Annotated in this window: 16 protein-coding genes; 7 read left to right on the top strand and 9 right to left on the bottom strand. The window is 59.9% G+C overall.

Going from position 1 to position 12503, the window contains the following annotated elements; genetic code table 11:
* Positions 1-93: 93 nt before the first annotated feature.
* The 7 genes from V6M90_RS24625 to hrpT all read left to right on the top strand — a co-directional run bounded on the left by V6M90_RS24625 (position 94) and on the right by hrpT (position 5454).
* Positions 94-462, top strand: coding sequence for an EscI/YscI/HrpB family type III secretion system inner rod protein (locus tag V6M90_RS24625; protein WP_332847277.1), 369 nt, complete (start codon positions 94-96; stop codon positions 460-462).
* 6 nt (positions 463-468) lie between these two features.
* Complete coding sequence (gene sctJ / locus V6M90_RS24620) at positions 469-1266, top strand: type III secretion system inner membrane ring lipoprotein SctJ (protein WP_003171589.1); 798 nt, start codon at positions 469-471, stop codon at positions 1264-1266.
* Positions 1267-1478: 212 nt separating this feature from the next.
* Positions 1479-1820: a type III secretion protein gene (locus V6M90_RS24615; protein WP_258317843.1), complete on the top strand. Its 342-nt coding sequence runs from the start codon at positions 1479-1481 to the stop codon at positions 1818-1820.
* Between the two features lie 2 nt (positions 1821-1822).
* The gene (gene sctL, locus V6M90_RS24610; protein ID WP_003171587.1) at positions 1823-2437 is read left to right on the top strand and encodes a type III secretion system stator protein SctL; all 615 of its coding nucleotides are present in this window, start codon (positions 1823-1825) and stop codon (positions 2435-2437) included.
* Between the two features lie 45 nt (positions 2438-2482).
* A complete protein-coding gene (locus tag V6M90_RS24605) occupies positions 2483-2701 on the top strand; it encodes a hypothetical protein (RefSeq protein ID WP_332847276.1) in 219 nt (72 codons plus the stop codon).
* 411 nt (positions 2702-3112) lie between these two features.
* Positions 3113-5254, top strand: coding sequence for a type III secretion system outer membrane ring subunit SctC (gene sctC, locus V6M90_RS24600; protein ID WP_003171583.1), 2142 nt, complete (start codon positions 3113-3115; stop codon positions 5252-5254).
* Positions 5251-5454, top strand: coding sequence for an HrpT family type III secretion system protein (gene hrpT, locus V6M90_RS24595; RefSeq protein WP_003171582.1), 204 nt, complete (start codon positions 5251-5253; stop codon positions 5452-5454). Before sctC ends, hrpT begins: the two co-directional genes overlap by 4 nt.
* Before the next feature lie 67 nt (positions 5455-5521).
* Here hrpT and sctU read toward each other — a convergent pair whose 3' ends face one another.
* The 9 genes from sctU to V6M90_RS24550 are packed head-to-tail and all read right to left on the bottom strand — an operon-like array spanning position 5522 to position 12476.
* On the bottom strand, positions 5522-6619 hold the full coding sequence (gene sctU, locus V6M90_RS24590) for a type III secretion system export apparatus subunit SctU (RefSeq protein ID WP_332847274.1): 1098 nt from the start codon (positions 6617-6619) through the stop codon (positions 5522-5524).
* A complete protein-coding gene (gene sctT, locus V6M90_RS24585; protein ID WP_332847273.1) occupies positions 6616-7404 on the bottom strand; it encodes a type III secretion system export apparatus subunit SctT in 789 nt (262 codons plus the stop codon). The genes sctU and sctT overlap by 4 nt, the downstream gene beginning before the upstream one ends.
* Before the next feature lie 10 nt (positions 7405-7414).
* Positions 7415-7678 (bottom strand): type III secretion system export apparatus subunit SctS, encoded by a 264-nt coding sequence (gene sctS, locus V6M90_RS24580; protein ID WP_003171579.1) that lies wholly within the window; start codon positions 7676-7678, stop codon positions 7415-7417.
* A 7-nt stretch (positions 7679-7685) separates the two neighbouring features.
* Complete coding sequence (gene sctR, locus V6M90_RS24575; protein ID WP_042944139.1) at positions 7686-8339, bottom strand: type III secretion system export apparatus subunit SctR; 654 nt, start codon at positions 8337-8339, stop codon at positions 7686-7688.
* Positions 8336-9349: a FliM/FliN family flagellar motor switch protein gene (locus V6M90_RS24570; protein ID WP_042944138.1), complete on the bottom strand. Its 1014-nt coding sequence runs from the start codon at positions 9347-9349 to the stop codon at positions 8336-8338. The genes sctR and V6M90_RS24570 overlap by 4 nt, the downstream gene beginning before the upstream one ends.
* Positions 9346-9804, bottom strand: a complete 459-nt coding sequence (locus V6M90_RS24565) for a type III secretion system HrpP C-terminal domain-containing protein (RefSeq protein ID WP_305428390.1) — start codon at positions 9802-9804, stop codon at positions 9346-9348. Before V6M90_RS24565 ends, V6M90_RS24570 begins: the two co-directional genes overlap by 4 nt.
* Positions 9801-10229 (bottom strand): type III secretion system stalk subunit SctO, encoded by a 429-nt coding sequence (gene sctO, locus V6M90_RS24560; protein WP_332847272.1) that lies wholly within the window; start codon positions 10227-10229, stop codon positions 9801-9803. The genes V6M90_RS24565 and sctO overlap by 4 nt, the downstream gene beginning before the upstream one ends.
* Positions 10216-11574 carry a FliI/YscN family ATPase gene (locus V6M90_RS24555; protein ID WP_003171574.1) on the bottom strand — a complete coding sequence of 453 codons (1359 nt, stop codon included), beginning with the start codon at positions 11572-11574 and terminating at the stop codon, positions 10216-10218. Before V6M90_RS24555 ends, sctO begins: the two co-directional genes overlap by 14 nt.
* Positions 11571-12476: an FHA domain-containing protein gene (locus tag V6M90_RS24550; protein ID WP_003171573.1), complete on the bottom strand. Its 906-nt coding sequence runs from the start codon at positions 12474-12476 to the stop codon at positions 11571-11573. Before V6M90_RS24550 ends, V6M90_RS24555 begins: the two co-directional genes overlap by 4 nt.
* Positions 12477-12503 lie beyond the last annotated feature (27 nt).

Raw genomic sequence — 12503 nt, 5'->3', positions numbered from 1 at the left:
ACTTCCCCGAGGCAATCAGTCGGGGGGAGTTTTCTACACCGGCGACGTTTACCAAGCGTCGCCCTCCCAAGCCCTTGATGCAATAGGTCTGGCATGCAAATCAAAACCGTTTTTTCCGCAGGGCATGACGACGCTAGCAGCGCAAACAGATCAGTTGAATACTCACCCACACCGTCTGCCGATATACATCTCTTCACCTCAGCCCTAGCACAGCCAACCGCCCCGACTGCTGCCACGCATCGCGCTGACAAGACTAACCTGTTGGCAGACGCGTCAGACGCGCTCACCCAATCAACAGAACGCATGAGTAAAAGTTTGCGCGCCCTGAGTAAAAAAAATAACGAGCGTGCGATGCGGGACTACCCCAGCCAGCTTTCCAATACCTTGCTGCTGACTCACATTCTGGTGAAAGGCGTCGGGAAAACCGCTCAAGGCATCGATAAAATCAGCAAATTGCAGTAGATGGGCATGAAGTCCCTCCTCCCCGCGCTTCAGCTTTTATTACTGGCCTTCTTGCTGAACGGTTGCAGTGAGCGCGTCGAACTCCACCGCCAATTATCCGAACAAGAAGCCAACGAGGTCATTGCCGAATTGGCTGACAAGCATATCCGCGCACAAAAAGTGCCTGCTAAAGACGGTGTTGTCGTGGTCGTCGATGCCGTCGATATCGGTCGTGCCGTGCGTACGTTGGAGGCGGTGGGACTCCCAAAGGTCGCACGTACCACATTGGGCGATACGTTTCGCAAGGACGGCGTCATTTCAACACCACTGGAGGAGCGGGCTCGGTATATCTATGCCTTATCCCAGGAACTTGAGGCGACCTTGTCGAACATTGATGGTGTCATCGTAGCCCGGGTGCATGTGGTGCTTCCAGAGCGCATCGCGCCGGGAGAACCGGTGCAACCTGCATCTGCTTCGGTGTTCATCAAGCATGATCCGCGGCTGGACCCCGATAATATCCGTTCGCGCGTTCGCCGAATGGTTGCCAGCAGCATCCCGGGAATGTCCACTACGGTGGATAACCCGCAAAAGCTCACGGTGGTCTTCGTGCCTGCAACCGCCTATCAAGAGCAGAGGCAGCTGGCTTATTTCGGGCCGTTCTTGATACCCGCAGATGACCTCGGCTTTTGGCGCGGCAGTGTTACCTTTACGTTGCTCGCCCTAGTGCTTACTACGGCCGCGCTGTTCTTCCTACGCAACCGGCGAAAGCAGGTAGGCCAAGCGGCGGCCGGCTCCTCCGATAATTCGCACTCTGCCAGCCAATGAGTGAGCACCTGAGTTGGGCGCAATGGTGGGCGGCTCCTTGGAGGTCCGCGCACGATGACTGGCGTACCCACGGCGATCCGGCAATCAACGCGCGATGCCTTATCCACGCCCCAGTAAAATGTACCGTCGAAGGAATTGCCCCCGGCCTGCCTCCTGCTCCCCACCCCACACTGCTTAAGCTGGCCCTGGCGTCGTCCCCTGAACTCGATTTCGTGCTGGACCTGATTGACAGCATTTGTAGCCCTCAAAAGACCACACACCTGCAGGAGGACCATCACCTATGGTGCAAGCGGATTGCCAAGGCCCTGCCGCCGCAAACGCTATTACCTTCAGATGATCCTTTGCAGCTGTTACGTATATGGGTTGAGCCTCCAGTCTGGCAACGCCTGCGATTGCGCTTTTCCTTTGCGCGAGTGCTCGATCTGGAAAAAAGCCACCGCCCATACACCGGCGATGCGAGTCGCCTGGATACCCTGTGGCAGGCCGTGGTGTGGCGCATGACAACATTTTCAAACAATAGCCTGGTGCCTGCGCCCCACGGAATGGAAAACTGACGATGCTCTGCCGACGCAAAATCACTTGCTCCCCGGACGTCCATGGCCTGCCGCACAACCTGATTCCCAGAGAAGTGCTCGCTGACTGCACCCAAGCCGAACAACTGTTAACCCATGCAAAGGCTCAGGCCGATGCGCTGCTCAACCGTGCACAACACAGCCGTGAGGTGCTTCTGGAGCAGGCGAGCCTAGAGTTCTGGCAACGCGCCAACGCACAGATGATTCAATGGGAAAACGAGCGAAAAGCGATGTGCGACAACTTGGAGCGCTATATCACAGAGGTCGCCAACCAGGCGATCAGGCACCTGCTTGACGAGACGCCTCAGCCACAACGCCTGGCAGCACTGCTCAAGCAATTGCTGGCAAGCCAAGTACCGCAGGTTAATGCGCTCCTGTTGTGTCATCCACATGAGATCGAGACATACAAACATTGCCTCGCCACCCATAACGCAGCGCATTGGAAACTTCAGCCAGACGACACCATCAGCACGCACACCCTCATACTGAAAACCGATGAAGGTGACTTTCACATAAGTTGGGCTTCCATGCTCGCTTCCCTTTCCAAACAGGATGATCACTCTCCATTATCTGGTTTGGCGCAATCAACTTGGAACTGAATAGCCAGTACTGACCACAGAGGTGAGGTCTATCAGGAGAGAATCATGGACTTCTATAACGGCTTCAAACGTGAGCTTCTAGGTCAAGTCAAGGTTGACACACTACGTTATAAAACCATCGAGCAGGCCCCTACGGAGACCTCTGAGGACATGCTGATTTTTTACGAGAGCATGTTTAAGAGACATCACTCCGACTGGGCGCTTAACGAATACAGCCGGGTTAACCATATGCTGTTCAAAACAGCATTGGACGGCGTGCCATAAGTCGGAAGATCAACTTATTGATCTAGCTGGTTGGCGACGCCGCACAGATGCTCGTCCTCGAGAACAACGACGCAATCATTCTGAAACGCCATGGCTACACCTGTTGATCTGCGTTCAGCATGACGTCACGTCGACCTGATCGCACGCCCTTGCGGTGGCGGCTGCGATTAGATGCGGTCTGCCAGAATCACTTTCAAGGCTCGCTCGTCCATGCGCCCGACTGTGGCGCGCTCTGGTTGGTCCAGTGCGCGCGTGCACAACGGCAATCATGAGACATGGGTGTCTCAACAGACTCGAAACCCTGTTCAACCAAAGCGATACGTGGGGCTCGACGGTCGCGCGCCTTGCCATACCGACTCATAAATCCAAACTACCTCGTTACGTTCGCTGCCGTATTAACCAGAGAACACTATGTATAACAAGACCCACAGTGATACCCGCATGCGTACTAACTTGCCCGGAACATCGTCAGGGCTTGCCATCTTGCAATGCCTGCTCACACTCCCCTGGCTGCTGATACCCTCGGAGAGCGTCCTGGCCGCCATCCCCCCCGAATGGAAAAACACCGCCTACGCCTATGAAGCCGAACACAAACCCTTGCGCGAAGTGCTTGAAGACTTTGCCCAGACCTTTGGCACGCAACTGCAGGTGGAGGGGCTGCTGGAAGGTAACGTCAATGGCAAGATACGCGCCAATACGCCGCAGTCGATGCTTGATCGACTGGGGGTAGAGCACCGCTTCCAGTGGTACCTCTACAACAACACGCTGTATATCAGCACCCTGGACCAGCAAGAATCGGCACGCTTGGAGGTGTCCTCCGGGACCATCTCCGACCTCAAGCAGGCACTGACCGATATCGGCCTGCTGGACAGCCGCTTCGGCTGGGGCGAGTTGCCCGAGGACGGTGTCGTCCTGGTTTCCGGTCCGCGGCGCTATATCGAACAGATCAAGCATTTCAGTACCCAGCGCCGTTCCTCGGATGAAAAGCAAAGCGTGCTGACCTACCCGTTGAAGTTCGCCAACGCCGCGGACCGTCAAATAGAGTACCGCAGCGAAAAGATCACCCTCCCAGGCGTTGCCACCATGCTGCGCGGCCTGCTGGAGCCACGCTCAACTTCGACGCTCTCGGGGCTGGCACAACATTCCGCCGCACAGTCCCAGCCCGCACCTGTAATGCCCGCTTTTCCACGCCTGGGTAACCCGCTGCTGGGGCAGATGCTGGGCACAAACGCCGGCACCGCGCCTGTCGACACCGGCATGGCGATCACGCCTCGGGCACAGGTCAACACCAGCCGGATCCGCGTAGAAGCCGATGTGCGCAACAATGCGGTGCTGATTTATGACGTGCCGGAACGCCAGGCCATGTACCGCGAACTGATCAGCCAGCTCGACGTCGCGCGCAAGCTGGTGGAAATCGATGCGATCATCCTCGACATCGAGCGCACGCAATTGCACGAATTCGGCATCAAGTGGGGCTTCCAGAACAGTCGCTTCCGTGGCGGCGTCAACATGGCGCCCGGCACCTCTTCGCAATTGTCGATCGAGCACCGCGACCGTTTCTACGCCGATGTGCGCGCATTGGAATCCCGCGGGCTGGCAACCATGGTGTCCAACCCCTCGGTCCTGACCCTGGAAAACCAGCCCGCGGTCATCGATTTCAACCGCACCCAGTACCTGACGGCCGGTCGCGAGAACGCGACCATTCTACCGATTACCGTGGGTACCAGTTTTCAGGTAGTGCCCAGGGTCATCACCAGCCGCGGCGGGCACCAGATCCATCTGGCGGTGGATATCGAGGACGGCAACTTTGACGAATCCAATCCGGACCGCCTGGGCCCGGATGTCCGTCGAGGCAAGGTCAGCACCCAGGCCGTCATGGCGGAAAAGCGCTCGCTGGTCGTCGGAGGGTTCCACGTCACGGAAAGTAGCGACAAACAGCGCAAGGTCCCGCTGCTGGGCGATATACCGCTGCTGGGCAAGGCGCTGTTCTCCTCGACCGAACGCCAGAACAACCGACGCGAACGGCTGTTCATTCTTACCCCGCGCGTCATCGGCGATCAGTCCGACCCCTCGCGCTACTTGCCCGCGGACGATCAAGTCGAGCTGCAGGCAGCGCTCGATCCCTTGGCCAGACGCCTGGCGCCGCACCAACCGGTCATCAGCCGCAGCGATATCACCAGCACCCTGGCACACCTGGTCAGCGGCGAAGTCCCCAGAGGCTTCAAGACCTCGCCGATGCCTCTGGAACTGGGCACCTTGTGCAACACCCGCAATTTGCTGGCGCTGAACAGCGAACGCAGCCAGTGGTATGCCGGCCCGCAGTACAACGTAGCGGTGGTGGTAGTGCGTAACCAGTTCACGCGCAATGTGCGTATCGATGAAAAGGAATGCAGCAATTCCCAGACGCTGGCAGTTGCCGTCTGGCCAAATGCCTGGCTCAAGCCGGGAGAGGAAGCGGAGGTGTTTATCGCCATGCGCCCAGTGTCGAAGGATGAACACCTCGACGTGCACCGCCCCTCCCTGATCACTCCACCCCAAAAGGCCGTGCGATGAAACACCGTTTGCTTTACGTCACCCTGATCGGCGCAGCGCTGCTTGCCGCCGGCTGTACACCGACCTGCAAGGGCGACTCCTGCTCTCGCCCACAGTCGAACAAGGACAAGCTGGTGATCTGGTGGCCGCCGCAAATGCGCGTCGAGCCTGGCCCCGCCGGGGAGCGAGCGGATTATCAGACGGTGTCGCTGGAACGCTGAGAACGCCGGGTGGGCGGCGCCGCCGCTCACCCAAGGCACGTGCCTGGCCGACTGCTGCTTGGGGTGACTAACGTTGGTCAAGTTCCGGCAATTGGAGGGTCTCACGCTTGGCTTCATCATCCAGCTCACGCAAGGTTCGGTAGATCAACGCCACGGCCTGCAAGGTTTCACGGGGAATGTTGGCACCCCGTTTTTTCGTATACAGCGTCCTGGCGAGCCACACACACTGGATCACGGGCACGTCAGCCGCTTTTGCACGGGCAATCAACCGACGCGCGCCAGCGTCAGTCCCCTTATCCACCAGTAAAGGCAGCGGCGTTTTACCGGGGCGGTAATACAAGGCCACGGCAAAGTGCGTCGGGTTGACCACCAGCATGTCCGCCTCCTCCAGTTTGGGCAGCTTGACCTTCGGTTCCTCCTGCGCCAATTGATAAGCCAGCGAGCGGCGCTGGCCTTTCACATGAGGATCGCCCTCCATGTCCTTGTACTCTTTGACGACCTCGACTTGGGTCATGCGCATGCGCTTGGCGAAGAAATGTTTCTGCAACGCCAGGTCGATCAGCGCCAGCACCAGTAACAGCCCAAGGCAGGCATGCAGCAGATAGCGAAACAGCGCGATCAGCGCCAACACGTAGCTTTGCAGATCGCTGGTCGCCAGGTTGATCAGCGCTCCCAAGGAAGGCCAGACCACCAGGTAAACGACCAACCCCAGCAGAAACGCTTTGGCGATGCTCATCAGCAGGTTCATCAGCGACTGGGCAGAGAACATTTGCTTGAGTTGGCTGAGCGGATTAAGGCGTTTGAAATCGAGCTTCAAGGTCTCTGGGGCAAATAAGATTCCGAACTGCATCCAACTGCTGATCAGCTTAACCGTGATTGCCACCCCCACCATCAGCAGGGCAAATGAGAAAAATACCAGCAGGCCCTCCAACAGCACTTCTTCCAGCGTTCTTACAAAGGGCTGAGTCAGGCGCGACATCGGCAGCACCATCAGTTGCTGGAAACGCTGCAAACTCGTCTCGGCGGTGAATAATGCAATTTCGCTGATGGCCGTGAGCACCAACAACTTGCCCACATCCTGGCTTTGAGCGACCTGGCCTTTTTTGCGTTGGTCACGCAGTTTCTTGGCGGACGCCGGGTGTTTTTTCTCGCCGGAGTCACTCATGGCATCGCCGCCCGGAACAACAGTCCCAGTGAGTGTTTAAGGTCGCTCAGTTGGCTCATCCTGCCGACGATCAAGTCCTGCAGCAGCGCGAAGTAGAGCAATAGAATCCCGATGCCCGCCAGGCACTTGACCGGTGGCGCCAGCGTACTCACCTGTAACTGTTGGCTGTAGACCCCCAGCAGTGCAATGCCGAACTCCAGTAACAGCAGGACCGCGATGAAGGGCGCTGCGTAGAGCATCATATGCGTGAAGGTGTCACCCAGCAGGTCGACAAACAGGCTCATCCCATTGGCCGCCGGAAGCGGAAACCACGCCGTGGGCGGCCATATGCGGTAGCTGTCCCAGATCACTTGGGTCAACGCCCCCAAGCCCAGGGTGACCATCAACAGAAAGATCGCCAACTGCTTGAACAAGTGCCCGACCGGTGTCGCGTCCGGCCCCAGTGAGGGATTAAGCTGCCCGCCGGCCAAGGCTCCGCGCTGGTTATCCAGCAATGCCCCCACCGACTCGAACATCCAGAACGGCATCGACAGCAGCACCCCCAGCAGCAACCCCAGGGCTATTTCCTTGAGCACCAGAGCGCTGAGCATCAGTGCCGAGTAGTCCAGCCCCTCCAGCGCCGCGTGAATTCCGGGGGCGGGCATCAGCGCCATGACCATCACAATCGTATGCCTGGGCATGCCGCGTATATGCTGAAAACAAAACGCGGCCACCAGAAAGGCGCAGGGGTAGATACGCGCCATGCCAACGACCAGGCTGGGCAGGAACTCAAGATACAGCAGCACAGGCAAGCCCTCAGTTCTGGCCCGAGCGGCCGATCATTTCGAAGGTCAGGTTGATCAGTTGAATCAACTCCACGCCAATCCAGCGACCGGTCATGATCAACGTGACGCCCACCGCTACCAGCTTGACGCCAAAGGGCAGCGTCTGGTCCTGCACCTGCATCAGCGCCTGCACCAGCGAGGTCAGCACGCCGACCACCACGGCCACGATCAGCGGCGGCGCCGACAACACCACCACCAGCAACATGCCCTGCTTGAACAGCACGATCGGTTCCATAGGCCACTCAGAGATAGGAAAGGAACAGGCTGTCGAGCAGCCGCGACCACCCGGACACCAGTACGAACAGGAGCAGTTTGAGCGGCAGGGAAATGGTCATCGGCGAGACCATTTGCATGCCCAGCGCCAGCAGCAGGTTGGAGACGATCAGGTCGATCACGATGAACGGGATGTAGATCAGGAAACCGATCTCGAACCCCGCCTGCAGTTGCGACAGTACAAAAGCAGGAATCAGCAGGATCAGGTCTTCGCGCTGCACCTCCTCGGCCATTTGCGCCGGCCAGAGACGCGCAGTGTTCTCCAGCAGATGCGTCAGCACATCCGGGTCGACATTGCGCAGCATGAATGCGCGCAGCGGCATGATGGCTTCGCCCCCCGTTTGCAACACCGTTTGCACATTGCTCAGGTCAAGCGGCGAAACCTTGATGCTCTCGGCGATTTCATAGCCCACCGGCGCCATGATAAACAGCGTCGCCGCCAACGCGATGCCATTGATGGCCATGCTGGGCGGCACCTGCTGCACACCGATGGCATTACGCGTAATCATCAGCACAATCACAATTTTCAGGAACGATGTGCAGATGATCAACAGCATGGGCATCAACGAGAGTGCCCCCAGAAACATCGCGAGTACGAGGGGATCAAGCCCCTGAAGCATCATCGACCGAACAACACGCGGGACACCTGCAACCCCAGGCGGCCGTCGACTTCAACCAACTGCCCCTGGCCAATCGGCCGGTCGCCGTAATAAAGACCGGCCACGCCAGGCGCGTAGCCCGTGATGCCCAGTACCGAGCCAGGCCCCAGGTTGCGTAACTCGCCCAGGGTAAGGTTCAGTGTTCCACAGCGAACCGTGAGCGCCATGCTCAACTCGTCGAACGGCTCGTGTCCGAATACATCGACCACGGGCTCATCCTCCACAGGCTCCGAGTAATCGGGCGCCGTAAAATGCTCGTCCACAAACGTTTCCTCGATAGAAGTAAGGGTCAGGCACGCCGTGCCGGTTTCATCGTCAATGTCGCCATGCAGCCGACGCCTGCCAACTTGCACATGACCGCGACCCTGCACCTGGAAAAGCGCCGCCTCCAACACCAGCACATCACCCGGGCGCAGGCTGAATGCCTGCGCAATCGTCAGTCGCAGGTGTCCCAGGGTTACGGCAATTGCCAATTGAAATTTCGCCGGCAGGGGAGCGGCGATGGAGCGCCAGGGTGCGGCCTCGCTCAACATCAGGAGGCTTTCGGGCGTCAGCCACACATAACCCACGACCCGTGAGGCATCCAGACTCACACTGACTCGGCAACCGAACCCCGCAGGGCAATCGGTCTGCAGCAGGCGAAAATAACCGAACAGGGTTCGCACCTCGGGGCTCAGATAGTGCTGGAATAACGCCCAGAACCAGGAATCCGGATCGTTGCCGGCCTGGGCCAAGGTGACCGGGCATTCCCCCATCAGGCTGAGCAATGGTCCGGCCTCTGCCAACGCCAACACACCGCATGCCGTTTCGAAACACAACACCTGCGCACCTGCCGGTTCACGGCCGGGTTCCAGACGCAACTCGCCTTTCTGTCCGGCCACACTGAATGGCAGGCGCAAGCCGCGTCCCAGTCGACGAAGCGCTGCTACCCTGTCTTCTCTAACCAGGGGTACTGTCAGCGGCGGCATCATCATGCCGAGCCGAAGACAGGCAGATGCAGACTGACCGACTGCCCCAGCGCCGCGGCCAATCGCTCCTGGCACGGTTGCCGCACGCCGCTGAGCCAGCGCGACGTCGCCTCGAGTTCGGCATCCAGGTCGATGGACCACGTACCTTGCTCACGCCGCACAACGCTGTTGATTCGCCCCAGCCGCGGCAGGTACAACACCGCGTGAAGCGGCCACTGAGCACCTGCCAGCACGCGCGGCGCCAGTTGCTCGGCGAGCGCCTCGATCATCGCGATACCGGCCGAAGCCATCTCTCCCGACGCAAAGGACTGCGCGCCCGCGCCTTCATCGCCAAGGGTAAACAGCTGCGCGAACAATCGTCCCTGCTCCCAAGGCACTTGGCCCAGGGCGCCCGGCTCGCGCTCCTCGTGCAGCTCACGCAAGCGTGCACGTTCAGTGGGTTTGTTTGAAACCTCAGTCATGTGGGCTCCTCAGCCAGCATCAGGGACAACTCCTGAAGTTTTTCCACCTGTCGCAGGCATTCGGTAGCCTGCTTTTGGGCACTGCCCACCTGGGCCTGTTTTTCCACCTGCTGGCGTTGCAACGCCTCCAGCTGCCCCTGGTCTCGCTGGGTACTGGCCGATAACGAGCGCTCCTGTGCCCCCCAGGACTTGAGCGCTTGCAGGCTCAGGACCTGGCCCTGGTACTGATCGAGCAGTTGGGCACTTTGTCGGATTTCTTCCTGCCGGGCTTTGTCCAGCGCTTGCTCGGCCTGCTGGATATGGGCGACCAGCGCCTGCTGGGCGCGTTTGACCTCGCGCAGGGCGCGCTCGGCAAGGTCCGCTCGATGCCGACGCAAACGCCGCAGGGTCTCGATCTCCCCCAGTAGTTCTTCAGAATGGGACATGGGCGGTCAGCGTCTTGAGCTGGTCCAGCGTCGCCAGCATCGGTGACGGCTCACGCAAGTCCTGGCGCAGGAAACCATCGACCGCCTGGCGGCTGTCCACCGCCAGGTCGGTCAAGGCATCGCTGCCAGGCTGATACTCCCCCAGCTTGAGCATCAGCTCGATCTGCTGATACGCCGACAACAAACGTCGCAACGCGGTACCCGCCTGGATATCGGCCGATCGCGCGACGTTGCTCAAGATCCGTGAAAGGCTCGCCAGCACATCCACGGCCGGGTAGTGCCCACGCTCGGCCAGCTTGCGCGACAGTACGATATGCCCGTCAAGCAGCGAACGCACTTCATCGGCCACCGGGTCGTTCATCGAGTCCTGCTCGATCAGCACCGTATAGATCGCCGTGATTACGCCTTCACGCGTCAATCCGGCACGTTCCACCAAGCGCGGCAACAGGCTGTAGACCGAAGGCGGCAAGCCGCCGCGCCCCAGCGGCTCACCGGCGGCCAGGCCGATTTCGCGCTGGGCCCGGGCAAAACGGGTCAAGGAGTCGATCAGCAACAACACTCGCTGGCCCTTGCGCCGGAAACCTTCGGCCAAGGCCGTTGCCGTGAACGCGGCGCGCGCCCGTTCCATGCTGGAGCGATCGGAGGTGGCGCATACCAGCACGGCTTTGGCACGCAGCTGATCATCCAGTTCGTGATCAAGAAACTCGCGTAACTCCCGGCCCCGCTCACCAATCAAGCCGAACACGATCACATCGCACTCCACGTTACGCGCGATCTCGGCCAGCAAGGTGGTCTTGCCGCAGCCGGCGCCGGCAAACAGCCCGACGCGCTGGCCTTCGCCCAACGTGATCAGGCCATCAATCGAACGGACCCCGGTGGCCAACGCGCGGTTGATTCGTGGTCGCTCCGTGGGTAAAGGCGCCTCGCACAGCACTGGGGTCGCATCGGATGCCTGCGCGTCGGCGAACGCACTGGGACCGTCGCCCGCAATCGGACGCCCAAACCCATCCAATACCTGCCCCAACAGCTCGTCACTGACCTGCACCCGGTGTGGCACCCCCAGGCGCTCCACACTGGCACCGACACGCACGCCCTCCAGATTGCCCAGCGCGCTGAGCACCGCATCCTGCTGATCAAACCCGATGATTTCGGCCAGCATGTCATCGCCGGGATTTTTTTCGACTCGACACAGATCACCGATACGTGCCTGCGGCAGCCGGCATTGCAGCAACATGCCACTCACCCGCTGGATACGACCACGTGCCGTAACCGGCGCGAAGGCGATCAACGCCTGTGACTGCTTGCGTTGCCAGGCCTCAAGGCGCTCTTGCAGTGCGGGGGTCACCAGCGCACCTCATACCGATGTGCGCCATCAAAAATCACTTTGCCGTTATCGATCAAGACCAAACGCAGGCCATCCACTTCGTCGCCCACAAACAGTCGCGTGCCCTCCTCGAGTACGACGTGGCCGTTCGCTCCGCCAACGATCTGCAAGATCTTGAACGGCAGCGCGCCGTCGCGGACCCGGACCCGACTGATTACCGGCACAGTCGTGTCGAACCGCTCGGCAAAACGGTCGAGCATGCGCGCGACCAAGTCCACTTCCTCCTGGGAGACTTCGCCATTGAGGGCAACCTGTTCATTGATCACCTGCAAGCTGACACGCTGGACCAACTCGCGCTCGCCGAGCATCTTCAACAACTGCTGGCGCACCTCGAAGGGTGAGTCCAATCCAGGCCTTTTAATCACCACGGGCATCAGCGACGCCTGGGCTTGGCGCTCACCGGTAAAGGCAATGCCGGCCCCCACGATGATCACGGCACACACCAGCACAAGACTGATAATGCGCTTTTGTTGCAGCATCGAAATGGAGGACAACACCGGCGCCAACGGCGCGTGCTTCACGGAGACGGGAGCTGGCCCCGCACGCTCGGCGGCCGGGGATTGTGGCCAGGGCTGATCGGCCAACATGACACACAGGCGCACAGGGCCAATGAAAAAAGGCGTATTGAGCGCCAGGTCGCTGATCTGGGCCAACATAAGACCGTTACTGTCTTGTAGTAGCCCCGCTTCAGCCTGTACCGACCAGCGTCCTACGGCCAACCGCAGGCTCGCGTGATGCTCGGCGATACCTGGGTCCTTCAAGAGAAGATCGGCGTCCGCACTGGCCCCCAGGCTCCATTGTTCGCCAAACAAGGGCAACGCCGCGCCCTGGTGCAGGCCATCGAGTACTCGAAGCTCGAACATCAGCGCACCCTCCCCTGCGCGGTGGGC

Origin of the sequence: Pseudomonas lactucae (genome assembly GCF_036688725.1) — a bacterium.
Lineage (GTDB): Bacteria > Pseudomonadota > Gammaproteobacteria > Pseudomonadales > Pseudomonadaceae > Aquipseudomonas > Aquipseudomonas lactucae.
The sequence above is the reverse complement of the archived record's forward strand: the minus strand, read 5'-3'. Positions and strand labels throughout refer to the sequence as shown.

Coding starts and splice junctions, on each gene's coding strand:
- V6M90_RS24550 (WP_003171573.1), bottom strand. CDS start 12,476: ATGTTCGAGCTTCGAGTACTCGATGGCCTGCACCAGGGCGCGGCGTTG.
- V6M90_RS24570 (WP_042944138.1), bottom strand. CDS start 9,349: ATGATGATGCCGCCGCTGACAGTACCCCTGGTTAGAGAAGACAGGGTA.
- sctJ (WP_003171589.1), top strand. CDS start 469: ATGAAGTCCCTCCTCCCCGCGCTTCAGCTTTTATTACTGGCCTTCTTG.
- sctU (WP_332847274.1), bottom strand. CDS start 6,619: ATGAGTGACTCCGGCGAGAAAAAACACCCGGCGTCCGCCAAGAAACTG.
- V6M90_RS24625 (WP_332847277.1), top strand. CDS start 94: ATGCAAATCAAAACCGTTTTTTCCGCAGGGCATGACGACGCTAGCAGC.
- V6M90_RS24605 (WP_332847276.1), top strand. CDS start 2,483: ATGGACTTCTATAACGGCTTCAAACGTGAGCTTCTAGGTCAAGTCAAG.
- V6M90_RS24565 (WP_305428390.1), bottom strand. CDS start 9,804: ATGACTGAGGTTTCAAACAAACCCACTGAACGTGCACGCTTGCGTGAG.
- sctR (WP_042944139.1), bottom strand. CDS start 8,339: ATGATGCTTCAGGGGCTTGATCCCCTCGTACTCGCGATGTTTCTGGGG.
- sctC (WP_003171583.1), top strand. CDS start 3,113: ATGTATAACAAGACCCACAGTGATACCCGCATGCGTACTAACTTGCCC.
- sctO (WP_332847272.1), bottom strand. CDS start 10,229: ATGTCCCATTCTGAAGAACTACTGGGGGAGATCGAGACCCTGCGGCGT.
- hrpT (WP_003171582.1), top strand. CDS start 5,251: ATGAAACACCGTTTGCTTTACGTCACCCTGATCGGCGCAGCGCTGCTT.
- sctS (WP_003171579.1), bottom strand. CDS start 7,678: ATGGAACCGATCGTGCTGTTCAAGCAGGGCATGTTGCTGGTGGTGGTG.
- sctL (WP_003171587.1), top strand. CDS start 1,823: ATGCTCTGCCGACGCAAAATCACTTGCTCCCCGGACGTCCATGGCCTG.